General features: G+C 36.0%; 25 protein-coding genes, 2 pseudogenes and 1 riboswitch. Of the genes and pseudogenes, 2 read left to right on the top strand and 25 right to left on the bottom strand.

The genetic code is table 11. The features are described 5' to 3' along the window. Positions 1-9: 9 nt before the first annotated feature. The 15 genes and pseudogenes from ACX5JI_RS10475 to ykzS all read right to left on the bottom strand — a co-directional run bounded on the left by ACX5JI_RS10475 (position 10) and on the right by ykzS (position 16,110). On the bottom strand, positions 10-1,197 hold the full coding sequence (locus tag ACX5JI_RS10475; protein WP_459500967.1) for a CaiB/BaiF CoA transferase family protein: 1,188 nt from the start codon (positions 1,195-1,197) through the stop codon (positions 10-12). A 79-nt stretch (positions 1,198-1,276) separates the two neighbouring features. Further along, complete coding sequence (locus ACX5JI_RS10470) at positions 1,277-2,659, bottom strand: putrescine aminotransferase (protein ID WP_459500966.1); 1,383 nt, start codon at positions 2,657-2,659, stop codon at positions 1,277-1,279. Beyond that, positions 2,660-4,153, bottom strand: a complete 1,494-nt coding sequence (locus ACX5JI_RS10465; protein WP_459500965.1) for an aldehyde dehydrogenase family protein — start codon at positions 4,151-4,153, stop codon at positions 2,660-2,662. Positions 4,154-4,499: 346 nt separating this feature from the next. After that, entirely contained in the window at positions 4,500-6,629 is a 2,130-nt protein-coding gene (locus ACX5JI_RS10460; RefSeq protein WP_459500964.1) for a sigma-54 interaction domain-containing protein, read from the bottom strand. Positions 6,630-6,877: 248 nt separating this feature from the next. Continuing rightward, the gene (locus tag ACX5JI_RS10455) at positions 6,878-7,126 is read right to left on the bottom strand and encodes a biotin/lipoyl attachment domain-containing protein (RefSeq protein ID WP_459500963.1); all 249 of its coding nucleotides are present in this window, start codon (positions 7,124-7,126) and stop codon (positions 6,878-6,880) included. Between the two features lie 27 nt (positions 7,127-7,153). Continuing rightward, the gene (locus tag ACX5JI_RS10450) at positions 7,154-7,444 is read right to left on the bottom strand and encodes an SAV0927 family protein (protein ID WP_459500962.1); all 291 of its coding nucleotides are present in this window, start codon (positions 7,442-7,444) and stop codon (positions 7,154-7,156) included. Positions 7,445-7,462: 18 nt separating this feature from the next. After that, the gene (locus tag ACX5JI_RS10445) at positions 7,463-8,761 is read right to left on the bottom strand and encodes a Glu/Leu/Phe/Val family dehydrogenase (protein ID WP_459500961.1); all 1,299 of its coding nucleotides are present in this window, start codon (positions 8,759-8,761) and stop codon (positions 7,463-7,465) included. A 206-nt stretch (positions 8,762-8,967) separates the two neighbouring features. Beyond that, positions 8,968-10,317: an APC family permease gene (locus tag ACX5JI_RS10440; protein ID WP_459500960.1), complete on the bottom strand. Its 1,350-nt coding sequence runs from the start codon at positions 10,315-10,317 to the stop codon at positions 8,968-8,970. Positions 10,318-10,736: 419 nt separating this feature from the next. Next, positions 10,737-11,705 (bottom strand): class 1b ribonucleoside-diphosphate reductase subunit beta, encoded by a 969-nt coding sequence (nrdF, locus tag ACX5JI_RS10435; RefSeq protein WP_459500959.1) that lies wholly within the window; start codon positions 11,703-11,705, stop codon positions 10,737-10,739. Positions 11,706-11,886: 181 nt separating this feature from the next. Continuing rightward, the gene (locus ACX5JI_RS10430) at positions 11,887-12,837 is read right to left on the bottom strand and encodes a ribonucleotide reductase barrel domain-containing protein (RefSeq protein WP_459501070.1); all 951 of its coding nucleotides are present in this window, start codon (positions 12,835-12,837) and stop codon (positions 11,887-11,889) included. Between the two features lie 383 nt (positions 12,838-13,220). Then, a pseudogene (locus ACX5JI_RS10425) lies at positions 13,221-13,583 on the bottom strand (ribonucleotide reductase barrel domain-containing protein); the annotation flags it as partial. A gap of 359 nt (positions 13,584-13,942) precedes the next feature. After that, positions 13,943-14,707 (bottom strand): annotated as a pseudogene (locus tag ACX5JI_RS10420) (ribonucleotide reductase barrel domain-containing protein); the annotation flags it as partial. Then, entirely contained in the window at positions 14,694-15,053 is a 360-nt protein-coding gene (gene nrdI, locus ACX5JI_RS10415; protein ID WP_459500958.1) for a class Ib ribonucleoside-diphosphate reductase assembly flavoprotein NrdI, read from the bottom strand. The pseudogene ACX5JI_RS10420 and the gene nrdI, both read right to left, overlap by 14 nt. Before the next feature lie 520 nt (positions 15,054-15,573). Continuing rightward, complete coding sequence (locus tag ACX5JI_RS10410) at positions 15,574-15,891, bottom strand: hypothetical protein (RefSeq protein WP_459500957.1); 318 nt, start codon at positions 15,889-15,891, stop codon at positions 15,574-15,576. A gap of 24 nt (positions 15,892-15,915) precedes the next feature. Then, entirely contained in the window at positions 15,916-16,110 is a 195-nt protein-coding gene (gene ykzS, locus ACX5JI_RS10405) for a protein YkzS (protein WP_459500956.1), read from the bottom strand. Positions 16,111-16,326: 216 nt separating this feature from the next. On the opposite strand from ykzS, the gene ACX5JI_RS10400 reads away from it, so the two are divergent. After that, the gene (locus ACX5JI_RS10400; RefSeq protein ID WP_459500955.1) at positions 16,327-16,905 is read left to right on the top strand and encodes a GNAT family N-acetyltransferase; all 579 of its coding nucleotides are present in this window, start codon (positions 16,327-16,329) and stop codon (positions 16,903-16,905) included. A gap of 53 nt (positions 16,906-16,958) precedes the next feature. Here ACX5JI_RS10400 and ACX5JI_RS10395 read toward each other — a convergent pair whose 3' ends face one another. Continuing rightward, positions 16,959-17,561 carry a histidine phosphatase family protein gene (locus tag ACX5JI_RS10395; RefSeq protein ID WP_459500954.1) on the bottom strand — a complete coding sequence of 201 codons (603 nt, stop codon included), beginning with the start codon at positions 17,559-17,561 and terminating at the stop codon, positions 16,959-16,961. A gap of 94 nt (positions 17,562-17,655) precedes the next feature. After that, positions 17,656-17,814: a hypothetical protein gene (locus ACX5JI_RS10390; RefSeq protein WP_459500953.1), complete on the bottom strand. Its 159-nt coding sequence runs from the start codon at positions 17,812-17,814 to the stop codon at positions 17,656-17,658. A 231-nt stretch (positions 17,815-18,045) separates the two neighbouring features. On the opposite strand from ACX5JI_RS10390, the gene ACX5JI_RS10385 reads away from it, so the two are divergent. Further along, positions 18,046-18,231: a YkvS family protein gene (locus ACX5JI_RS10385; protein ID WP_459500952.1), complete on the top strand. Its 186-nt coding sequence runs from the start codon at positions 18,046-18,048 to the stop codon at positions 18,229-18,231. 48 nt (positions 18,232-18,279) lie between these two features. Here the strand turns inward: ACX5JI_RS10385 and queF are convergent, their stop codons facing one another. From queF to ACX5JI_RS10345, 8 genes are all read right to left on the bottom strand, one after another. Further along, the gene (gene queF, locus ACX5JI_RS10380) at positions 18,280-18,777 is read right to left on the bottom strand and encodes a preQ(1) synthase (RefSeq protein ID WP_000147751.1); all 498 of its coding nucleotides are present in this window, start codon (positions 18,775-18,777) and stop codon (positions 18,280-18,282) included. A 38-nt stretch (positions 18,778-18,815) separates the two neighbouring features. Further along, positions 18,816-19,532, bottom strand: coding sequence for a 7-carboxy-7-deazaguanine synthase QueE (gene queE / locus ACX5JI_RS10375; protein ID WP_459500951.1), 717 nt, complete (start codon positions 19,530-19,532; stop codon positions 18,816-18,818). Further along, entirely contained in the window at positions 19,525-20,019 is a 495-nt protein-coding gene (gene queD / locus ACX5JI_RS10370; RefSeq protein WP_459500950.1) for a 6-carboxytetrahydropterin synthase QueD, read from the bottom strand. Before queD ends, queE begins: the two co-directional genes overlap by 8 nt. Beyond that, positions 20,019-20,681 (bottom strand): 7-cyano-7-deazaguanine synthase QueC, encoded by a 663-nt coding sequence (gene queC, locus ACX5JI_RS10365; RefSeq protein WP_459500949.1) that lies wholly within the window; start codon positions 20,679-20,681, stop codon positions 20,019-20,021. Before queC ends, queD begins: the two co-directional genes overlap by 1 nt. Before the next feature lie 93 nt (positions 20,682-20,774). Next, positions 20,775-20,818, bottom strand: a riboswitch (PreQ1 riboswitch). A 138-nt stretch (positions 20,819-20,956) separates the two neighbouring features. Next, positions 20,957-21,073 (bottom strand): DUF6254 family protein, encoded by a 117-nt coding sequence (locus tag ACX5JI_RS10360; protein ID WP_000018497.1) that lies wholly within the window; start codon positions 21,071-21,073, stop codon positions 20,957-20,959. 249 nt (positions 21,074-21,322) lie between these two features. After that, positions 21,323-21,856 carry a DinB family protein gene (locus ACX5JI_RS10355; protein ID WP_459500948.1) on the bottom strand — a complete coding sequence of 178 codons (534 nt, stop codon included), beginning with the start codon at positions 21,854-21,856 and terminating at the stop codon, positions 21,323-21,325. Between the two features lie 140 nt (positions 21,857-21,996). Then, positions 21,997-23,691, bottom strand: a complete 1,695-nt coding sequence (locus ACX5JI_RS10350) for a M3 family oligoendopeptidase (protein WP_459500947.1) — start codon at positions 23,689-23,691, stop codon at positions 21,997-21,999. 338 nt (positions 23,692-24,029) lie between these two features. Continuing rightward, complete coding sequence (locus ACX5JI_RS10345) at positions 24,030-24,476, bottom strand: MarR family winged helix-turn-helix transcriptional regulator (protein WP_459500946.1); 447 nt, start codon at positions 24,474-24,476, stop codon at positions 24,030-24,032. Positions 24,477-24,485 lie beyond the last annotated feature (9 nt).

Here is a 24,485-nt window from a genome sequence, read left to right as displayed (position 1 = left end):
ACTTCCTCCTTATATCCATTGATTTTTTGTCATTTCCATAATAATTTCCTGAGAATACCCTAATTTCTGCAAAACCTTTTCTGTATGCTCTCCGTGGAGCGGCGGATATTTCTTCATCTGAACCGGTGTCTTTGAAAGCTTTAACGGTGAGCCTACAAGTTTAAGATTTCCGATTGTCGGGTGCTCCATATGAATTGTCATATCTCTCGCCACTGCTTGTTCTGTTTCTAGCGCTTCTTTTACATTCAGAATGGGACCATTTGGTATGCTAGCTTCATCCAAAAGTTGTTTCCATTCCTCTTTCTTTTTCTTCTTCATTTCTTGTGCAATAATGTCTACGAGCTCTTCCTTATGCAAAAGACGTTTCGCATTTGTTTTATAACGATCTAAACGAGATACACCTTCTCTACCAAGCAATATACAAAATCTATGAAACTGTTCATCGTTTCCAACGGCAACAACAAGTTCTCCATCCTCCGCCTTAAATACTTGATACGGAGCAATATTTGGATGCTGGTTTCCAAGTCTCTCTGGCAATTCTCCTGTACATAAATAATTACTCGCTACATTTACTAATGCTGCTAATTGTGAATCAAATAAAGAAATATCAATTTCCTGTCCTTCTCCCGTTCTATTTCGGTGCTGCAAGGCCGCTAAAATTCCAATACACGTAAAAAGGCCCGTGAGTACATCCGAAATGGCCACTCCTACTTTTGCTGGTTCTTCATCTTTTCCTCCTGTTATGCTCATAAGTCCACTCATCGCTTGAATCATATAATCGTAACCAGGAAGATGGGAAGTAGGACCACTTTGACCAAAACCACTAATAGAGGCGAGAATAAGATCTTCCTTCACCTCTTTTAATACTTCATACCCAAGTCCCATTCTCTCAAGTGTTCCAGGCTTAAAATTTTGCACAACAATATCTGCATGAGAAACAAGCTTTTTCAAAACTTCCTTTCCCATTTCTGACTTTAAATTTAATGTAATCGACTCTTTATTACGATTCGCACAAAGAAAATACGCGCTTTCTCCTTCTACAAATGGTGGTCCCCAGCCCCTTGTATCATCACCATTTCCTATATTTTCAACTTTTATCACTTCAGCACCTAAATCACCAAGAATCATCGTACAAAAAGGACCAGCAAGAACTCGAGATAAATCAATAATGGTAATCCCTTGTAGTGCACATTCCACTTCTTCTCCTCCTATAGTAAAAACCAGTAAAACCAATGAGAAAGACGACATGGTGGTTTTACTGGTCCGTATTCACTAATTATTGTGCTTTTACTTGTGATAACACTGATTGAAATGCATTGATGACTGTATCTACTTCTTCGTAACTAATTGTAAGTGACGGTTCAATACGAATTGTTTTTGAATTAATTAATGTTCCAGCAACAAGAATGCCTTGATCAAACATTGCTTTCGATACTTCATAACCAATTTCATCTTTGTGGAATTCAATACCGATCATTAAACCTTGACCACGAATTTCAAACACTTTGTCTTCATGTCCTTCTGCTGCTTTTTTCAATCCTTTTAAGAAATACTCTCCAACTTCTGCAGCTCGCTTTGGTAAATTTTCTTCCAATAACACATGGATTGTTGCAATTGCAGCTGCACATGCAAGTGGATTTCCGCCAAATGTTGTTGTATGCATAAACGGATTTTCAAACCAACTTTTGAATACTTTTTCTTTCGCAACAATTGCCCCAGCTGGCATTACCCCTCCGCCAAATGCCTTCGCAAGACAAATAATATCTGGGACTACATCATATAATTCTGCCGCAAACATTTTCCCTGTGCGTCCCATTCCCGTTTGTACTTCATCAAAAATAAGTAATGTTCCAAATTCATCACATAGTTCTCTTACTTGTTTCAAATAATTTTCTGGAGGTAAAATAATACCGCCCTCTCCTTGAATTGGTTCTAAAATTACAGCTGCAACATCTTCTCCTACTAATGCACACGTTTCAAATGTTTTTCTCATCATGTCGATATCGCCAAATGGAACGTGGCGGAATCCTGGAATTAATGGTAGAAACGGCTTACGGAACATTCCTTTTGCTGTTCCAGATAATGAACCAAGGCTCTTTCCATGGAAAGCGCGTGTTGTTGAAATGAAAGTTGTTCGCTCACTATACATTTTTGCTAGCTTTAATGCTGCCTCTACACTTTCCGTTCCGCTATTTGTAAAGAAAGCATATTTCAAATCACCTGGTGTAATATCTGCTAAAATTTTTGCAAGAATGGCACGAAGTGGATCTAGTAAATCTTGACTGTGCAACGCTTGGCGCTTTAATTGATCCGTAACAGCTTTTACTACTTTCGGATTGCGGTGACCAACATTATAAATCCCGAATCCACCTAAACAATCAATATATTTTTTACCATTGATATCCATGAAGCAAGATCCTTCGTCAGACCATTCTACTGCTGCGAATTGTCCATCTTTTGTTACCGTTTTTCTATATGCGAGAAAGCCAGGATTTACGTGTTCTCTAAATCCATCTACTGTTTCTTTTTGAATCCAATTCGCTTCCTCTTCAGAAACCTTCTCTTTTTCGATGAGCCCCAGTACTTTCGTAATATAATCATTTACACTCGTATTCTGCACATCTTGTTCATTAGATTTACTTTTCACATTCGTTCCCATCTATTTCACTCCTACAGTCTTTTTATTTGCAAACCAACCAATTGGTTCTACTTCTAAATTTATATTAATCTGCTTAATTTCTTGGAATTCTTCTAAACCAAACGTTCCTAAACTACGACCGATACCACTTTGTTTATATCCGCCCCAAGGTGCCTCGTTGTATGTTGGGTGATAACTATTAACCCACGTAATGCCTGCGCGTAGCTTACGAATGACGCGCATCGCTTTTGCACCATCAACTGTAAATACTCCTCCAGCTAAGCCGTAATCTGTACCGTTTGCTAGCTCAATTGCTTCCTGTTCATCTTTAAACTTTTGGATTACTACAACTGGTCCAAAAATTTCTTCCTGCACAATACGCATATCAGGTTTCACATTGACAAAGGCCGTTGGTTCAATAAAGAAACCGTCACCTTTCCCATCCGTCGTTATACGATTCCCTCCGCAAGCAATTTCTGCCCCTTCATCTTTTCCAATTTCAATATAGCGTAATACTTTTTCCATATGCTCTTGACTTACAAGCGGTCCCATCTCTGATTTTGGATTATCACCAGGTCCAACGTTAATTTGCTTTGCTCGTTCTGCGAAACGATGAACAAATTTATCATGAATGCTTTCTTCTACAAGAATTCTTGATCCCGCTGAACATACTTGTCCACTACCTGCATAAATACCAAACAGAGCGTAATCAACAGCAGTTTCAAAATCTGCATCTGTAAAAATAATATTTGGAGATTTCCCGCCAAGTTCAAGCGAAATCTTTTTCATATTATCTGCCGCTGCCCTCATAATGTGCTTTCCTGTTTTTGTTCCGCCTGTAAAGGAAATCATATCAACTTTATTACTTGCTGCAATCTCGTTTCCTACTATTGGTCCAGCCCCCATTACCATATTGGCAACACCTTTTGGCAACTCTACTTTCTCAAGAATTTCAAATAGCTTCGTTGCAGTAAGTGGTGTCACTTCAGAAGGTTTAAATACAATCGTGTTTCCAGCTGCTAAAGCAGGTGCAATTTTCCACACACTCATTAATAACGGATAATTCCACGGAACAATTAAACCACAAACACCAACTGGTTCTCTTACAACCATCGCTTGCATCGGATCAGCTACATGATATGTTTGTCCGTCTGGCTTTGTAATAAGCCCCGCATAATAGCGGAAACAAGCTGCTGCATCCCCAATATCTCCTTCTGCCTCTCGATATGTTTTTCCGTTATCCATCGTTTCCAAACGCGCAAGTTCTTCTAAATTTTTATCAATTTCATCTGCAATTTTAAATAAATAAGATGCTCTTTCTGCAGCGGAAGTTTCTGACCAAATTCCGCTATCAAAAGTTGCTCTTGCCGCTTCAATTGCATATTTTGCATCCTCGATTGTTCCTTCAGGTGCATATGCAATAACCTTACCATTCGCAGGGTTAATAATAGATCTTTTCTCTTGATTACTAGAATCTTTCCATTCACCGTTTAGATACATTTTTAAATCTAGCACTATATATAATCCCCCTTTGTCAATCGCTCATATATTATATAAGCAAGAATTGTGCCAACATTTTATCCCGCTATTTGCGGACAAAATTCAGCGAAAACAAAGAAATTAGGTGGGAGTCGGGCTGTCCGTAAAAGCCCGATTCGTGAGGGCTAATAATCAATGGGGGATAAAGCCCCCCACTGATTAAAGTTTCACTTTATATACTTAGTAGCCCTAAAAAAACTGACTATTCCCTCAAATAAACCATATAAACTTATGCACTTTTGCATAAGTTATTACATTTCGCATAATTACAACCTAAATAACAAAGAAAAGGAGCAGTCTATGTAGACTCCCCCTTGCTCCTTTAAAAATATGAAATCGTATCAACCGCTATTTCCTTGTCATTCATGATTTTTTGATATTTACGGCTAACAGAGGATTGGCTTATTCCAAGAGCCTTCGCTGCCTTTGTTGTTGTTTTATATTGCTTCATCGCAAGTAAAATTAATTGTTCTTCTACAGAATGCAATGCTTCTTGTAATGGTAAAACTCTTGTAATTACAGGCTTTGATTTTTTAAAATCATATCCAGGAGTTAAAAATTTACTAACAAATTCAGCATCAATGACTGAATCATCTGCCGATACGACTAAACGTTCAATCATATTCTGTAATTCTCTTACATTTCCTGGCCATGAATAAAACTCTAGTAAATTAAGTGCATCAGGAGTTAAATGATAGCTTTTATTATATTTTTCATTTAGCTCCTGTAAGAAATGAAATGCGAGTACTGGAACATCTTCCATTCTTTCTCTTAGCGGAGGAACATGCAGAGGAATTACATGTAAGCGATAAAATAAATCTTCCCGAAACGTGCCAGCCTCCACCATCTTTTCAAGGCTTTTATTTGTAGCAGCAATAATTTGAACATTGATTTTTGTAGGCACTGTACTTCCGATCGGAATTACCTCTCGCTCTTGCAATACTCTAAGTAACTTCACTTGCAAATGTAACGGCATTTCGCCAATCTCATCCAAAAACAAAATACCTTGATCCGCTCGCTTAAAATATCCTTCTTTTCCATTTTTATCAGCACCAGTAAAAGCACCCTTTGTATAACCGAACAGTTCACTTTCTAACAAAGTCTCCGGAATCGCACCGCAGTTTAATTTTAAAAACGGATGTGAAGATCTGTTCCCGAGTTGATGAATCGCTTGTGCAATCACTTCCTTCCCAACACCCGATTCTCCAGAGATAAGAACATTGGAAGAAAAGTCAGCGATTTTTTTAGCTTGATTAATAATGTGCTCCATTTTGGGACTACAATAAATCAGTTTCTTAAGAAAGCGATCTTTATTTTTAAAGCTGTCCAACTCTTTCTTATACTGTTCAGATATCTTTTTTATTTCATGCAATTCCGTCTTTAACCTTGTTGCCTCTGTAATATCCCTTGAAGCAATAATAATACGATGCAGCTCTCCATTTTCATTAAATACAGGATTTCCAACTGCTAATATTTTTCTACCACTTTTTGTTTCCTGTACAATGGATACCTTTTTCTTTTGTTCTAATACTAATCGCGTAACGGATGGACTAAATAATCCATTCTTCTCTAATTCTAAAAGATTCTTTCCTAAAAGATCTTTCAAATTACTTCCCCAAAAATCATTGATAACCGTTTCACTATAACGAATTAATTCTCCTTTATGGTTAACAACTAATATTTCATCGTAAATACTAGATAAGATTGCATGTAAATCTTTATTTAAGTCCTTTATATATTCAATTTCCATGGCCATATCCTCAACCATTGGTAAATCTTGCACAATAATAACCATTCCATCAATTCTTTGGTCGAAGTTTGGAATTGGACTGTAATCAACTAATACTCCCATCTCATTTGTTATTTGTAGTTGATTTAAAATCGTTTTTCCCGTTGCAAATACATTATTAATATGTTCTCCATTAAAAATCTGTTCTGCTGGTACATGCAATACTTTTTCAGAAGTTGATTTAATCATCTTCAAACCAGATTCATTACAATTTACAATCTTCTTGTCACGGTCTACTACAAAAATCCCCATTGGGATAGACGTTAAAATGATTTTCAATATATCTACACTTTGATTTTCTTGTTTAAATAGCTCTGCAAAAACATCCTCTCTTCTTATGTATCCCATTAACTCTCCTATTTCATTTTTCACGATGGCGATCGGTGCCCCAATAATTTGAAAGAGAGCTGTTAAAGAAATATTTTTGCTAAGATGACAAATTGTATCGAGTGAAGCCGCATTTGCAAGCAATGCTTTGGTCGTGATTCCCTCACTTCTTAATAGCAGATCCTTCACATGAACGTATGCAAATAGCTTGTCTTCTCTTTTCAGAAATAGAAAAGATTCTTTTATATGTTTAACATCTATATTCCATTCCTGTTCAGGTTGATCGATGGGCAGAGAAACAATAGGTCTAATTTTGTTATGAGCAATGGAAAACATTCTGCTACTCCTCCTTTAAACTGCTTAACTTGTATTGTATCATTAAAATCGGATTTTTTTAATTAATCTGACAATATACATTTTTTGCTTATTTTAATAAAAAAAGGGAGCATCACCAAAAGATGAGGTAACATGTAGATGCACTCTCCGTTCCGTGTATGAAAATTGATTTATTTACAAAGAATCACCCCATGTTACGTTGATGAATCAAAAAAGGAAGATGAATAGTTCCATCTTCCCCCTTAAAATCAATCGCTACCACTAATTGGAATATCTTCTTGAACATAAGCTAATACCATTCCCGGAATTACTTTGTCTCCTGCTTCCACTTCTAAAGACTGTACTTCTCCGCTACATCCCATTTTAATTACTTCCAGCTTACCACTCATATTTTTAATAGCGAATAGTGGTTCCCATTCATAAATTCGCGAGTCTTTATCAATCGATACTTTTTCAACTGTTCCATAACATGGGCTCGTAATTATTTCATAATACAAAATGAATCATTCCCCTCTTTTATTCTATTAATATTGTTCTGCCAACATTTGTGACTGAAGAATCGTCTGAAAAAAGCTCTGAAAATCCTCTATATCCTCTACTTCAATCTCTAGCTTAGGTGCCCAATATTGCTTTAGTTCAATATCTTCTTGACTTAATAGAACCATTCTTCCATTTTGAATAGAGGTAACCATCGCTTTTCCAAAAAACTGCTGTGAATAGGCAACTGCTATATCATACCGATGATGATTTGATACAATACAGTAATACCAAATCGGTTGTTTTTCAATTTGTTCTAGTAAAATATCCAGTTTCATATGTTCCCTCCCTTTATACTAGAAATGCAACCACCCTCGAAGACGCGACGCTTCTACAACCTTACGAACACCTTCTATATAAGCCGCGATTTTCATATTTACCCCGAAATGTTTTGACGTATTGAATACATTAGAAAAACTAGATGTAATTTTCTCTTTTAAGCATTCATCAACATATTGCTCTGTCCAATAGTATCCTTGGTTATTTTGGCACCACTCAAAATAAGAAACAATAACGCCTCCAGAATTCGCTAAAATATCCGGAACAACTAAAATACCTTTCTCTTCTAACATTGTTATCGCTTCTTTTGTTGTCGGACCATTAGCAGCCTCAATGACAATCTTACACCCAAGCCTGTCTGCATTATGTTTCGTGATCACTCCTCCAATTGCTGCTGGAATGAGTACATCACATTCCTTTTCTAACAACTCTTGGTTAGAGATTGTTTGACTAAACAGGTTCGAGACGACACCAAAAGAATCTCGTTTTTCTAGTAAATACGGAACATCTAAGCCATCTGGATTATAAATGCCGCCTAAAGCATCCGATACTCCTACTACTTTCACACCAATATCATGTAAATATTTTGCTAAATAGCTTCCAACATTTCCAAATCCTTGAATAATCACTCGCATATTTTGAAGTGGAATATGTTTTAGCTCACTGACTAATTGAAGCGTGTAAAACACTCCTTTAGACGTGGCTGTTTCCCGTCCCTGTGATCCTCCTAGCAGTAATGGCTTGCCAGTAATAAAACCTGGAGAGTCAAATTCTCTAATATGGTCATATTCATCCAGCATCCAGGCCATAATTTGCGCATTTGTATACATATCAGGTGCTGGAATATCTTTCGTAGGTCCAACAATTTGGCTTACCGCTCTTACATAACCACGGCTAAGTAATTCTAGTTCTCTAAAACTCATACCCTGTGGATTACAAATAATCCCGCCCTTTGCACCTCCATATGGAAGTCCCGTCACTCCGCATTTCAAACTCATCCAACCAGCAAGCGCCTTTACTTCTTCTGCTGTAACATCTGGATGAAACCGAATACCACCTTTTGTTGGCCCTGCTGCATCATTATGCTGGGCACGATACCCCTGAAATACCTTTGTTCTTCCATCATCCATTCGAACAGGAATACTTACTTCTAAAAAACGCATCGGCTTTTTAAGAAAATCAAATACTTCCTCTGGATAACGCAAAGCTTGGAGTGCTTCTTTTAATATGGCCTGAAATTCCGCTAAAGGATTTTCCACCTCAATTTTTTCTTGAATAGATTTTGTTACATCTTCTTTTTCTGATTGAATTGCCACGATAACACCTCATTTATATATTTTTACTAGTATTAGAAAGCAATAATCGTGCCAAGTGGAAATATTATGCTGGTCGTATCGTTTCAGCCTTCCCACTTATACTTTTGCTCCTCTTCCGTATGAATAGTTGAATGACTTATGCAATATTGCATGATTTTAAAATCTCCAAAATAAAAAACATCGGTAAATTCCGATGTTTTCGTTTCTTACATTTCCTGAACTTCCTCGAAATGCATTTGCGGAGGTGCTGAACGAAACATGTTCGTAATATATAAAAGATAACCGATTCCAATAACAGCCCAGCTAATTCCAAGAATAAGCGAATGAATATTGAGGTTAAACCAGAGCACCGCAACTGTACCTGCTCCTAAAATAGGCATAACTAAGAAATTAAAAAAGTCTTTTGCTGTTTTATATCTTTTTTGTTTGACCACATAGTACGAAATAACAGATACATTAACAAACGTAAATGCAATCAGCGCTCCAAAGTTAATAAGAGATGCTGCTGTTTCTAAATCGATAAACATGGCAGAGAGTGCAATCATTCCAACAAAAATAATGTTGTAAACAGGCGTTCGTAAGCGCGGGTGAATATAACCAAATATTTTCTGTGGAATCACGTTATCTCTCCCCATTACGTACAATAGGCGCGATACACTCGTATGAGAAGCTAAACCAGACGCAATTGTTCCCATAATGGTTCCTACTAAAAAGAAAGTTTGAAATAATTTCCCTCCGACATATAGTGCAATTTCTGGGGCTGCTGATTCTTGATCTTTAAATACGGATGCATCCGGGAAAAAGGATTGTGTAAAGTAGGTAGTGACAATAAATAAAATTCCGCCAATTAAAGCGGTAAGAAAAATCGCTCGAGGAATTGTCTTCTTTGCGTTTGGTGTTTCTTCTGCAAATGTTGTTACCGCATCAAAACCTAAAAATGAAAAACAAAGAATGGTAGCCCCTGCCACTAACGGCGATATGTGTATATCTGATTCGAAAAACGGCTGAATGGAAAAAACTTCTCCGGTTCCCTCTCCTGCTATTAGGCCTTTTATAACGAGAAAAACAAACACAACCATTACTAGCACTTGAAACGTTACTAAGAACGTGTTGAAATTGGCAGTAACATTTACACTAATAATATTGATAAGTGTAATCAGCAGAACAAAGCCAACAACCCATGCCCACTCTGGAACACTTGGAAAAAGTGCTGACATGTAAATTCTCGTCAATAGTGCATTCACCATCGGTAAAAACAAATAATCCAATAACGCAGACCAGCCAACAAGAAACCCAAGCCTTGCACTAATCGTCTTTTGTGTATACGTATAAGCAGATCCTGCAGTAGGAAAAGCCTTTACCATTTTGCCGTAACTTGCGGCTGTAAATAACATCCCCGCTAATGCGATCAGGTACGCCCCAGGAACATGCCCGCCCGTTTTTTCAGAAACAATTCCAAACGTATCAAATCCCACCATCGGCGTCATATACCCAACACCTAGCATAACAATTGACCAAAGTCCTAATGAACGTTTTAAACCAACTACTTTCCCCACCTATCATTCCTCCTGTTTTCTCTATCTAATTTCCATGTAAAGATTCATAGCTAAGCAGAAAACGCTTTCAATGAACCGCGCATGATATACGTCTCATTACAAAACCTCCCTCGTTTTTAAAATATTCATGCAATTATCGAGCCAAAATTGTCTTCACTAAAAAAATTCATAGAATCTCCCTATTTTTTTACGTTCTAAAAGAATGATAGGCGAAGTTATTTTTCTAAGTTTTTCTTTCAATTTCTATTCATTTTGACATAACTTATTCAATCTCTCATACCACTTACCTACAAATGAAATGAAACTTTAATTAGTCAGGAAATACAAAAATCACCACAAAATAATAACATTATGTAAACTGAATCTTAACAAAAAAAGCTGTCTTCACATATGGAAGACAGCTTTTTCAATCTTATTTATTAAAAATCAAATGCGAAATCATCGTCTGATAACTTTTCAACATTCGTTGCTTTTACATACCCGTTTCCTTTTACAGAGAAGAAATCATGGTTTTTCGTATCTGTACGTAAACCGTTTAATACGATTGGGTTAATTTCTTCTTCTTCAAAGCGTGGTTCTAATCCTAAGTTCATAAGCCCTTTATTCGCGTTGTAACGAACAAAGCGATTTACATCTTCGACAAGACCGATAGATGTATAAATTTCTTCTGTATAGGCAGTTTCAATTTCATACAGTTCCACTAATAATTCTTGTGTTTCTTTTTGCACTTCTTGTTGTTCTTCTGCAGAAAGCTCGGCGAAGATTTGTTGTGCTAAAATACCGACGAATACGCCGTGAATGCTTTCGTCGCGAATTATTAAGTTAATAATTTCACCACTTGCAGTCAATTTCCCTTGCCCTGCTAAATATAGCGGATAGAAGAAACCACTATAGAACAAGTAACTTTCTAAAAATACACTTGCTACCATAGCCATGTATAATTCCTTTTTCGTTACTTGTGGCTTTAGTAAACGACGATAGTAACCTGTAATAATACCTGCTTTTTTCTCAAGTAGTGGATGACTATCGACCCATTCAAAGATCTCATCAATCTCTTCTTCTGTTGCAAGTGTTGTGAAGATATGACTGTAACTCTTCGCATGTACTTCTTCCATCGCACCCATGAAAGCTAATACACTTTTTGCTTGCAGGTTCTCAAGATGAACAAGTACAAGCGGCATCCCTTCTCCGCCTTGTTTTGTATCTAGAAGTGTTAATCCTCCTAGCACACGCTTATAAGCAATTTGCTCTTCTTTTGATAATTGCGCCCAAGTATTTTTATCAGAAGATACTGCGATTTCTTCTTCTGTCCAAAACTGAGCAATGTTTTGCTTCCAAAACATTAAACTAAAATCATCTTCTTTTTTATTCCAGTTTACCGCGCGCATTGAATCGCCCCTTCTCTATCAATAAGCTCTTCTAACAAGCGGTAAAGCTTTCAGTTTGTAATGAAAACTTAACCGCTTGTTAGACGTCTTAAATTTTATAACTAAGCATGAGCAGGGTCAGAAAAACCCTGCTCATGATGTCTTACTCTTTATTTTGTATATGAATCAATTTTAGTTTGCATCAAACCGTACAAGCTACACATTCTTCCACGCTTAACTTACGCGTTCTTGTATAATACAGGCTTTTTAATCCTTTTTTATGCGCATAAATGTAATAACGTGCTAATTCACGAGTAGAAATATCACTATTTACATACAGAATTGTACTAATTCCTTGGTCAATATGCTCTTGGATTTCTGCGATTAAATCAATTAATTTAAACTGATTCATATCGTAAGAAGATTTATAATACCAGAATGTATCTTTTGATAAATACGGCATTGGATAATATGTTGTTGCATTTGCATACGTTCTTGATTCAATTTGACTTACGATCGGCATTACGCTTGAAGTCGCATTTTGCACGTAACTGATCGATTGTGTCGGAGCGATGGCCAATCTATATGAGTTGTATAACCCGTGCTTCTGCACCTGTTCCTTTAGACTTGTCCAATCTTCTTTCGTTGGAATATAGATTCCTTCAAATAGTTTTTGCACTTTCTCTGTTTCAGGGCTATAATCTGTCGTTTCATACTTTTCAAAGTATGTGCCGTTTGCATAATCAGACTTATCGAAGTCTTTAAATGTTTCGCCCTTTTCTTTTGCAATCCCCATACTCTTTTCAATCGAGTAGTAGTTTAACATCATAAAGAATGTACGAACAAACTCTTTCGCTTCTGCACTTTCATAAGCAATTTTATTTTTCGCTAAATATCCATGCAAGTTCATAGCCCCAAGCCCAACGGAATGAAGCTCATCATTCGCTTTTTTCACAGTTGGTGCGTTTGGAATGACAGTCATATCAGAAACAGCTGTTAAAGCTTCCATTCCTGCATGAACTGCTTCACGAATTTCTTTATTCTCCATTACATTTACAATGTTTAATGATCCTAAGTTACAGTTAATATCACGACGAATAATATCATCTGTACCGTAGTCGTTAATTTCGGATGTTTCTTGTAACTGGAAGATTTCGGTCTCTAATGTTCAACTGAGGTTGCTACGCTCAGCCCGTTGCTTACACAACTGCTGCATGTCGCCATACAGGACAGACTATATCATCACCTACAGCATAACCTGATTAGGTGCTCCGCTTTTCGAACGCCAATCGCTTGCGCCCTACTCCCCAATGGGATAGTCGTTAGGCTTTTACTTATCTCGATCTTTCAGAAAGTCTCTTATTATTTTATGTTGTTCTGTAATCTATGCACTATACAAAATAATAAGATACTCTCTGACTCTTATACGATCCATTCTAAGATAAGATTTAGCACGGTAGGTTACCTCTCATCGAGGCTTTCCCCGTTTAACGGAGTTTTCGACTAGCATTTCTACTAGAAGGTGCTACATAGTTAACACAAGTTCGACATCTTCACAGTTCCAATATCCTTTAACGGATGCTGCTTGTTCGCATTTGATTTAAACATTAAGTATGGATAACCAGACTCAAGCTGAATCATTGCAATTTTAATGAGCATATCACGCGCACTAATATCAAGCGGCTTCTTCTTCACTTTCGGATTGCTCATTAGTTCATCGTACATTTCATCGATATCTATATCATCTAAATGTTTTCCGTACTCTTTATATACTGTGTAAGGTGCGAAAACATGGAACGGTTCGTTTTTCTCAGCAAGCTCAAAGAACTTACTTGGAACGATAATACCGATTGACAGAGACTGAATACGGCTCTTCTCGTCGGCATTGATTTTTTTGGTCAACTTATCTTCATATTTCTATGAAGGTTGGACTATATCATCAACCTGTAACTGGTTGCCTTGCACTTCGACTGGTGCCTATTTCCAGCCTACTCTACTAGCTTTCGTCTATTGACGTGCGTTCGATAGTCTCTACACCTTCTCGAAAGAATTGATAAAAAGCATTTCTATCAAGCTTGGCACGGTATTACCTGCTATCCACATAAAATGGACCGTAGGCTCTCTTAGTCAGCTTCTTCGTGGGTTCTTTTTCTTCTCCCCTTATTCAACTGATACCGTTAGCCGCTAATGCGACACCCTATTGGCTAGGTTCACAAGGTTTTCTCATATACATTACTGTATAGAGGGACTACCAATTAATCCAAAAACTCTATAATATCCCAATGGAAAATGTTTAAATATACTGCACCGGCACCTTTTCGTTGTCCCAACTGATTCGCATACGAAAACGAATCTTCAAGCAATTTCATAACTGGTACAACACCACTTGCCGCGTTATCAATGCCTTTAATTTGCTCACCACGTGCGCGTAGCTTAGATAGGTTTAAAGCTACTCCGCCACCAATTTTTGATAACTGCATCGCCGTATTAATATTAAATCCGATCGAATTTAAGCTATCATCCATCTCTAACAAGAAACAAGACACCATTTCTCCTCTTCTGCTTCTTCCCGCATTTAAAAAGGTTGGTGTCGCTGGTTGGTAGTTTTGTTTTACGATCATGCTTGCAAATTGTTTTGCTTTGTTAACATCACCGCGTCCTAAGTATAATGACACAATTGAAACGCGATCTTCGTAGCTTTCTAAGTATTGTTTTTGATCATTTGTTTTTAACGCATAATCCTTATAAAACTTAGATGCCGCCATATAAGATTGGAACTCGAAGTTTTCACCGTATGCAACGTTGTATACTTCTTCTACTTCCTCCAATTTATACTCGTCCAGAACGTTGTAATAATAATCGTGTTCATCCATATACTTAATTCGTTCTGCCACGCTATCAAAATGAACGGTATTCTCTCTCGCTTCTTCCATAAAGACCTCTAATGCTTCTTTATCTTTATGAAGTTGATAGAAACCATCTTGCATTTGCGTGATTTCATTATTCAGTTCAATGTGTCGCAATCTCCCGCACCCTTTCTTTAAAATATTCTACATCTTTATTTGTTCCAGATAACTCGAATTTTGATACAATAGGTACTTCGTATCTGGATGAGATTTTATCTGCACTTGCTCCGAACATATCTCCCCAGTTGCGATTGCCACTTGCAGATACGCCTTTTAAATTTGCATTATTGCGTTCTAAAAATTCTAAAACACGTTCTGGCACATTTCCAAAACCTGTTGTATACGTAATAAGAACAAAATCTTCGTCTACTACTAAATCCTCATTAATTTGAACGGCCGGCATATTTAATTTGTGAATGAAACGCTTCACGTTTCCCGTCATAGAATCATATGCAATTAACATCTCCGACCCTCCCTTTCTTCCTTTTATATCTTGATGCCGAATCATGCTTTCCCTATATATTGTATTACGTTTCAAAATAAGACACAAGATATATGTATAAATTCTTTCTTTTTTAAACTTTTACTTTTCGACATGACGAGTCGTTTTTTTCAATACAAAGACTATGAAACAACATTCTAAAACTCATGTCAATAAAGTGCTTTGCAAAAAAATTGTCAACGAATTTAACCATATTTATAAAAATGTTCTCATTATATTTTGTCAAAAAACAATAAATGCTGGAGAAATATATTTCTCCAGCATCACATAAAAAAGAACAGAATCTACGAGGGAATCTGTTCGAAACCGGCTACACATTATTTACATCACACAAGCAAGAAATTTCCTCCCTCATGGAGTAAATGTTTATGAAAGAATACATATCCTTTCTTTTTTGTTACACAATAAAAAATATTATTATAGCACACCATTTTATTCATTCATATAATGAAAATGAAAAAAACTATACATAGAGGATCACTCATTTGCGATGTTCAACACGTACAATATCCTTTATAAATAAATGATGAAAATTTTCGTCTTTGTCCTGCATTGTAAATACTGGCGCCTCTTCATCGAAATATACAACCATTCCCGCTACATATTGATTCATATGCTGAAATTTTACAGTTGCTTGAATTTGGATTTCTTGCTCATATGCTACTTTCAATTTTTCTATCACTTCTTTCGTACGTTTCCGTTTCTCTGGAAACAGAACCATTCCTACAAAGCGATTTCCCGCGCCATCTTTCCACATGTAATCCCAATGTGGTAAAATGCCTTGCTTAAATTCCCCCATCATTCTCCTCCACTTTTTCTTCTATTAAGATCGCGGTGTTTCTGTATATGTATAAATAATTTTTCCGCCGCGCTGTGCATTTCCGCTGAAATGTTTAAAATCTTCTCGATTGACTACAACCTCACGAAACGTATAAAATACATCTTTTGTTACAACATACTCTTCTATCTCTCCACTTTTCAGTTGATCTAAAATTGTATTTGCTAATTGTTGATCCATGTATTTCACCTCTTTGCAATATTTTATCTTATCTTTCACAAGTCGACAATGTTAAATTTCTTACATGCACAGGAAATACCGTATACCACCATAACAGTTTCCTTATACTAAATCTATTCGATGTTCAAGCTTATCTATAAAATTCAAGAAATTGATGAATCACTGGTTGAAATTTTATTTTATGTTACAATAAGAATGACAACTAGGAGGGATAATATGATTCGGAAAGCAAAAAAGACAGACGCGAAAGCAATATCTCCTTTATTGTACAACGCTCTGCACGAAATTGCTGAAAAAATCACAGGTGGGAAGACAGAAACAGAAGTTTTAACAGGACTTGAAACTTGGTTTTCAAAAAAAGGAAATCGACTTAGCTTTGAGAACTGTTTCGTTGAAGAACTAGATGGACAAGCAGTTGGGATTATCGTAGCCTACCATGGCGGTCACGCAGAACGACTAGATACTCCAATTGTAAACCACTTACGAAAACTCCATCAAGATTCATCTATTATGCTAGAAAAAGAAGCTGAACTCGATGAATACTATATTGACACATTATCCGTTTCAAGCGCTTATGGCGGACGTGGGATCGGTTCAAAGCTAATTCAAGCAGCGGAAAATGACGCCTATGAAAAAGGCTATGAGAAAATTGCATTACTTGTAAATTTAGAAAACAAGCGCGCTTTCTCTTTATATAAAAAACTTGGTTACCAAGAGGATAAAACTGTTATGCTTGTTGGAGAGCCATATGCTCATTTAGTGAAGCCACTATATAAAAAGGCTTTCGTTTCTTAAAAAGCTTCCATTTCTAAAAAAAGCACACGATTCTTCATTGTAATCGTGTGCTTTTATGTTAAATTGGTGTTCAATATATTTCCGTTCATCGCCTCGTGAAAAGTATATTCTGTACAACTCCATGGTTTCCTATGAAAAATGGGAGGACCAGACCATCCTCTAGCACGCAGTTCAGCCCCAATCATCGTATTAAAATAACTATGCCCGATGAGTGCAATATGCCCATGTACGCATGCATACCCAACTAACATATCAGTCGCTTGCTTTGCCCTTCCTTGCGCTTCACGACAAGACTCAACACCTTTAGAATATCCAACCACCCATAATGTGCGACCAATAAATGTCCATACTTCAGGTCTGCACTTCACCCAGGGTGGAACATAAAAGCTAGACGGTACTTCCGCCTCTCGAAAAAGAGCACTTTGTATAAAAGAAAGCGAACCCATTAATTTTGCTGCTGACTGTACCGCACGTGTTTGATCGCTCGTTACAATCAGCTTTGCCGATTCGATTGCTTCAATTGTCTCAATTGGTATATCTGTCCTTTTTTCCATACTAGCTACATCATATTCCTCTATCCATTTGTGAAACGATGATACTGTCATTGATTCTGTAACATTACGTAAGCGACCGTGACGAATAAAAGAAATTCGCATCTTTTTCACTCTCCATTCACCGCTCATCACTTATATGATTATGTGTATTTTCTTCTTTTCATCATACCATGGAGAAGAAGAAAGTTATACTTCCTTACATATCCGCCCCGCTCTCATGAATCATAGAAGCATGCACGCCATCTATCCCATCAAAATATGTACTTGTCTCACGCATCCGTATAACCTTTAACTCTTTATATGAAAATATAAATAAAAAAAGCACTATACAACTTCCGACAATTTCAAATGTCATTTTACCGCCCCCATTTCATTATACTCTTATATTGTAATATAAAAACTTTTTATTCACGATATCCCCCTAAATATGGAAATACATTTATACGATTTTTACAAAAAATGACTATTTTTCCGGAAATTTTTCATGGAAACATTTACAAATAAGGGAATATAGTTCAAAATAAAGGGAAATAAAAAAGACTACATTTGTTCTTTTTTAGCAAAACTGTAACAAGGAGAGTTGCTTATGAAAATCGCAGAAGCTGGAGATATTATCGAATTTAAAGGTGGAATGCAAGGCCGTGTTCAAAAAGTAAATAAAAACTCCGTTATTGTCGATATAACAATTATGGAAAATTTCAGAGAACTAGATATGGAACCTCTTACAGTTGTAAATCATAAGAACTATAAAGTTATTAATCAACATGCATAATATAATAGAAAAAAAGGATCTGTATCATTACATACAGATCCTTTTTCATTAACGATTATCGATTGTTTCAGGGTATAAATCGTGATTCATCATACGATATTCAGCCATTTGCTCGTATTTCGTACCAGGACGACCGTAGTTACAATATGGATCAATTGAAATACCGCCACGTGGCGTAAATTTCCCCCACACTTCAATATAACGTGGGTCCATTAATTTAATTAAGTCGTTCATGATAACATTCATACAATCTTCATGAAAGTCTCCATGATTACGGAAACTAAATAAATATAACTTTAAAGACTTGCTTTCAACCATTTTTTGTTCTGGAATATAGCTAATATAAATCGTTGCAAAATCTGGTTGCCCTGTTTTTGGACATAAGCTTGTAAACTCAGGACAGTTGAATTTTACAAAATAATCACGGTTTGGATGATTATTATCAAATGTCTCTAAAATTTCCGGACTATATTCAAATAAATATTTTGTATTTTGATTTCCAAGTAACGTTACATCTTTTAAATCTTCGTCTAATCTTCCTGTCATTTTTTATACATCCCTTCAGTTGAATTCGTAAAAGTTGTTTATACGCCTCGTTTATTTCCCCATACTAATGCATGGAGCTGCGGTAACACTTTTGCATCATTCATCTCTTTACACTGAACAGCTTTTTCGATAAGCCATTCATATTTTTGTAGTAAACTTTTAATAAGCATTGCATCATCTACCGTTTTTGTATCATCATTCCCAACTTGTAAGAAAAATGGTACGTACGGATAACGTTCATGCACCTTTATTGCATATTCAAAGTCACGATCATCAAACACGACTACTTTTAAACTAAACTCTTTTCCTACTAATTTTTCAATAACAGAATCTAACATAATAAAATCTGTTTTCATTTGTGAACTTGGTGGCTTTGGCGAAATTGTAATTTCATCAATATGAAGCAACCATTCTTGCCATTTACTTCCTTGCGTCTCAATTGCTGTACGGATCTGCTTTTCTTTTAATAACTTTAGAAAATCCGCCATATGTTTTAGCAACACCGGATTCCCACCTGAAATGGTTACGTGCGAAAAGTTTTCTCCACCAATTTTAACAAGTTCATTCCAAATTTCTTCTGGTGTCATTTGCCGAATTTGCTCTTTCGCTGATCCATCCCATGTAAAGGAAGAATCGCACCACGCACAACTATAGTCACAACCTGCTGTACGAATGAACATCGTCTTTTGTCCAACAACCATTCCTTCACCTTGAATGGTCGGTCCGAAAATTTCCAAAACAGGAATTTTACTCACCGATCATCCACTCCCGTCTTACTTCCGCATAACTTGTTGGAGTTTCAAATAGACGAACAAATTCAACGCGTGCTCCTTTATATTCACGGACGCGTTCTTCTTTTGCAAGTGCTTCAGTCATCTTTTCATAAATCCAAACGACCATATTTTCAGCCGTTGTATTCATCGCTGGTAACGTCTCATTTAAATAACGATGATCTAAATAAATTTCTATTTCATTTTTCCAAATTTCTTTTATATCTCCAAAGTCAATAGCAAGTCCAATCTCATTTACATAGCCACTAATCCCAAAAACAACTTTATACGTGTGACCATGTAAATTTTTACATTTCCCTTCATAACAGTGCAAATGGTGTGCTGCATCAAATGTAAATTCTTTACTTACCATCACTCGTTTATTATGATATTTCAGTTGTTCACGCTGAATGTCCTTGTCCACTTTTTGTAAGTTTTCTACAATGCGAAATCCAAAAAAATTCTGTTCCATTATACATTCGTCCCTTCGCGTTCTTGTAAATACGTATCTAAACCTGCTTTACGAAGTTTACAAGCTGGACATTCACCGCAGCCATCGCCGATTATTCCGTTATAACATGTTAATGTTTTTTCTCTAACAAACTCGAATGCACCTAGTTCATCTGACAATTTCCATGTGTCTGCTTTATCAATCCACATAAGTGGTGTATGAATAACAAATGGATAATCCATAGATAAGTTTAAAGTAACGTTTAACGATTTTACAAATACATCACGGCAATCAGGATAGCCGCTAAAATCTGTTTCACATACACCCGTTACAATATGACGTGCTCCAACTTGTTTTGCTAACACGGCTGCGAATGATAGGAACAGTAAATTCCGTCCTTCTACAAATGTCGATGGCAATTCACCTTCTTCATGTGTAATTTCCATATCCGTTCTCGTTAGCGCATTTGGAGCAAGTTGATTTAATAAACTCATATCAAGTACTGTATGTTTAATTCCTAGCTCTTTCGCAATAGCAGCTGCACAATCAATTTCTAACTTATGACGTTGGTTATAATTAAACGTCACCGCTTCTACTTCTGCAAACTGCTGCATTGCCCAAAATAAACATGTTGTACTATCTTGACCACCGCTAAAAACAACAACTGCTTTTTCTTTTTTCATCTCACTCATTCTCCTTCTCTAATACGAATAAGAAGAAAGAACGTTCTTGAACTGTCACAATAAAAAAACAAAACAATACCTAAGGATATTGTTGTTTCAATAGTTTTTTATAGAGGGAGTTCACGAACCTCTCCCATGATATACATGGAATTTCTTCTTTCATTGACATCACATATTGTAACATACTGTATATCTCACGGGGAAACTTCTGATTTTTCTGTTTTTGATAATGAAGTTAATTTCCTACTCATACAAAAAACGTGATGAAGATTTCATCACGTTTTTTCCGTTTCATCCACAAGTTCTGCAAACGTTTTTACTTTCCCATGTGGTTTTTGATTTTCTTTTCGTGCCTTCCAGCTGCGCTCTTGCTCTTTCTTTTTGTGTGACATATTTTCAACTCCTTCGTATACTTTCTGTATGTATTATTCCAAAATAAGAGATAAAAATATGCATCAATCCCTTTTCTTTATCTTCTTCAGACAACTATTCCTGACAAATCTGGATTGCATAAGTGGTTTATCTCCGCCAGCTTCTTTTTCTAAATCTTTAAAGAGAGAACGAAAAAAAGAAGCGAGCTGACTACTATCTCGCTTCTTTTCATCATTAAACATCATTTCCATATGAATAATAAATTTTTCTTATCTTTGCAAAATCGCATATTTTGCTTCTTTTAATTGTGTAAGATGACGCTGTTCATGTAAATCAAGGAATTGAATCCATTGATATAGATTAAGTTCCTGAAACACAGCGTGTTTTAAAGAATTTTCGAATAATTCCTTTTCATCTATAATACTATGCAGTGTATGCAACAATTCTGCACGCGAATGTTCAAGTAATTGAATCCCTTGCTGTTTTTTCATTAATGTTTCTGTTGGTTGCATTTGTTGAGGAGCCTCTCGTTTATATGTTCGATCAAGAGTAAGTTGGAGATCTTTGAGCGGAACTACTTTTCTCTCCTTTTTTTGCAAAGCGTATACAAGGGATGAAGTAACTGATTGTTCAATTAGATGCAAGTGATGTAAAATTTGAATGATACTCCATTTATCACGACGCGGTTTTACATTCACTTCCGTATCATTTAACATCTCAATTTCTGATAATAGTGTGTTTCTCGTTATTTGTAATGATTGCAATACGTTTTCCAAACTAACATTCGTATTTGATTGAAGCATAATTCTCCCCCCTCTTTTTTGGTAAAAAGAGGCGTTTCTCATTTAGAAACACCCCTTCAAATAAATCTGAATTTTCTTATATTATCTCATTATTTTATGAATGTGTCGATTGCAAAATACATAAAAATAGAGAGGTATTTTTACAATTTTGTGTCATCTACTGCATGTAACCACGCTTGAATCTCATTAATTACACTTTGTACACATCCATCAACAAATGGTGATGTTAAATTTGCTACCTCTACTAAATCTAGGAAAGATTTACTTCCTCCCTGCTGACAAAGGTTCACATAGTCTTCCCAAGCCTCTTGTCTATTGTCTCTTGCTCGCTTCCAAAATTGCAGTGCACAAATTTGAGCCAATGTATAATCAATATAATAGAAAGGCGAACTATAAATATGCCCTTGGCGTTGCCAGAAGCCACCCCGTTCTAAATAATCATTGTTTTCGTAATCTCGGTGTGGTAGGTACTTTCTTTCAATGTTACGCCACGCTGATTTACGCTCCTCTGGTGATGCTTCTGGATTTTCATACACATAATGTTGATATTCATCAACAGATACACCATATGGTAAAAATAGAAGTGCTGAACTTAAATGTGAGAAATAATATTTATCCGCATCTTCTTCAAAGAATAATTTCATCCATGGCCAGGTGAAAAATTCCATACTCATAGAATGAATTTCACAAGCTTCATACGTTGGCCAATTATATTCTGGAATTTCAAACTTCCGGCTCTCGTATACTTGGAACGCATGGCCCGCTTCATGTGTTAATACATCAATATCACCTGATGTACCATTAAAGTTAGAGAAAATAAACGGAGCTTTATAATTTTCAATATATGTACAATATCCACCGCCAGCTTTTCCTTTTTTCGCAATTAAATCTAACAAGTCATTTTCTAACATAAAATTGAAAAACTCATCTGTTTCTGCTGATAATTCTTTATACATCGTTTTTCCATGATTAATAATCCAATCTGCATCTCCCTTTGGAGTCGGATTACCTGTTGCATATTCAAAACTTTCATCATAATAAGCTAGTTTTTCGACACCGATACGTGCCTTTTGTCTATTTCGTAACTCTGTTGCAACTGGAACGATGTACTCTAATACTTGTTTCCGATAATTTGCTACCATTTCCGCATTATAGTCTGTCCGGTACATTCTCGCATAACCAAGTTCAACAAAATTTTGAAAGCCCAGTACTTTAGCAATCTTCGTTCTTACTTTTACAAGATCATCGTAAATCCGGTCTAGTTCTTCTTCATGATTCTCTAAAAAACCATAATAAGCTTCATTTGCTCTTTTACGCATATCTCTATCTGTATGTTGCATAAAAGGTCCTAGCTGTGATAACGTTCGCTCTTCTCCTTCAAAATCAATTTTTGCTGCCGCTAAAAGCTGTGTATATTGTGAGGATAATTTATTTTCTAATTGCAAATCTTTCACGATTTCATCTGAATATGTTTTCAAGTCACTTTCTGCTAAAGCAAATAACTGTTTCCCATAATAAGCTTCCAGTTCATCACGAAACGGAGAGTTTATCAATGCTTTATAATATTTCGTTGTATAGCCTTGTACAATCGGAGAATATTCATCAAAGAAATCTTGTTCTTCCTTATAAAATACATCTGTTGTATCAACAGAGTGGCGAATGTAACAAATATTTCCCATTGTACCAAAATCATTGCGAATCTCATTAATTACACCAACCACTTGCTTTTGCTCTTCTACTGTTTTTGCATTCTCAAACTGCTCTAAAGCCGCAGTAAATTTTTCTTGTAATTCTTCCGTATTTGGACGTTTATATTCATAGTTCTGAAATGACATGAATATGCCTCCTTCTGCTTATATGTATCTTTACTATAATTCCATTTCCTTTTCTAAATCTCCTTCTATACTTCTTAGAGAGCTGTCAATGAACGCTACCTATGTAGATATAAAATAAAGTAAAACTTTCACCTGCAAATCAATAACAAGATACACAAAAAAGCCTTTGACCATTTTACATCAAAAGTTTTTTCATATGTGATATACATTCATTTTATTTTCTCAACATATCATTCCTCTCGTTGTTCATTTCCAACATATAAAGTAATGGCTAGCTGTTCTCTTCCATCAGAAAAAGAAGATTTCTTGTTGTTTTTTCAACTTGTATTTACCATATATCATTTTTCATATTTTCCAACTTTTTTCAGTAAAGATAACAAGTCACCTTTTTCATCTTTTGTTAACAGTTCAAAGGAATTATGTATAACTTTTTCATGATTTGGAAATATAGAAGCGATAAACTCCTCTCCTTCTCCTGTTAATTGTGCATATATAACACGGCGATCATTCGGACATGGAGTTCGTTTCACAAGCCCCTTTTTTTCTAATTTATCAACAACATAAGTAATACTTCCACTTGCGATTAAAATACGCTCTCCAATTTGTTGAAGCGGCTGGCTTCCTTTATGATATAGTAATTCTAACACAGCAAATTCAGTTGGATTTAGTCCATTACTTTGTATCGATTTATTTGTAGTATCCATAACAAAGCGGTGTACACGGGATAGTGCAATAAACAATTTTAAAGATTGAGAAACATCTTCTCGCTCATCCTTCAATTTCATACGATTTCA

The sequence above is a fragment of the Bacillus sp. C1 genome, from assembly GCF_054570475.1.
This window is presented reverse-complemented; position numbering and strand designations above follow the sequence as displayed.

Coding starts and splice junctions, on each gene's coding strand:
- ACX5JI_RS10470 (WP_459500966.1), bottom strand. CDS start 2,659: ATGGGAACGAATGTGAAAAGTAAATCTAATGAACAAGATGTGCAGAAT.
- ACX5JI_RS10460 (WP_459500964.1), bottom strand. CDS start 6,629: ATGTTTTCCATTGCTCATAACAAAATTAGACCTATTGTTTCTCTGCCC.
- ACX5JI_RS10450 (WP_459500962.1), bottom strand. CDS start 7,444: ATGAAACTGGATATTTTACTAGAACAAATTGAAAAACAACCGATTTGG.
- nrdF (WP_459500959.1), bottom strand. CDS start 11,705: ATGCGCGCGGTAAACTGGAATAAAAAAGAAGATGATTTTAGTTTAATG.
- nrdI (WP_459500958.1), bottom strand. CDS start 15,053: ATGTTAATTGCATATGATTCTATGACGGGAAACGTGAAGCGTTTCATT.
- ACX5JI_RS10410 (WP_459500957.1), bottom strand. CDS start 15,891: ATGGGGGAATTTAAGCAAGGCATTTTACCACATTGGGATTACATGTGG.
- ykzS (WP_459500956.1), bottom strand. CDS start 16,110: ATGGATCAACAATTAGCAAATACAATTTTAGATCAACTGAAAAGTGGA.
- ACX5JI_RS10400 (WP_459500955.1), top strand. CDS start 16,327: ATGATTCGGAAAGCAAAAAAGACAGACGCGAAAGCAATATCTCCTTTA.
- ACX5JI_RS10395 (WP_459500954.1), bottom strand. CDS start 17,561: ATGCGAATTTCTTTTATTCGTCACGGTCGCTTACGTAATGTTACAGAA.
- ACX5JI_RS10390 (WP_459500953.1), bottom strand. CDS start 17,814: ATGACATTTGAAATTGTCGGAAGTTGTATAGTGCTTTTTTTATTTATA.
- ACX5JI_RS10385 (WP_459500952.1), top strand. CDS start 18,046: ATGAAAATCGCAGAAGCTGGAGATATTATCGAATTTAAAGGTGGAATG.
- queF (WP_000147751.1), bottom strand. CDS start 18,777: ATGACAGGAAGATTAGACGAAGATTTAAAAGATGTAACGTTACTTGGA.
- queD (WP_459500950.1), bottom strand. CDS start 20,019: ATGGAACAGAATTTTTTTGGATTTCGCATTGTAGAAAACTTACAAAAA.
- queC (WP_459500949.1), bottom strand. CDS start 20,681: ATGAAAAAAGAAAAAGCAGTTGTTGTTTTTAGCGGTGGTCAAGATAGT.
- ACX5JI_RS10360 (WP_000018497.1), bottom strand. CDS start 21,073: ATGTCACACAAAAAGAAAGAGCAAGAGCGCAGCTGGAAGGCACGAAAA.
- ACX5JI_RS10355 (WP_459500948.1), bottom strand. CDS start 21,856: ATGCTTCAATCAAATACGAATGTTAGTTTGGAAAACGTATTGCAATCA.
- ACX5JI_RS10350 (WP_459500947.1), bottom strand. CDS start 23,691: ATGTCATTTCAGAACTATGAATATAAACGTCCAAATACGGAAGAATTA.
- ACX5JI_RS10345 (WP_459500946.1), bottom strand. CDS start 24,476: ATGAAATTGAAGGATGAGCGAGAAGATGTTTCTCAATCTTTAAAATTG.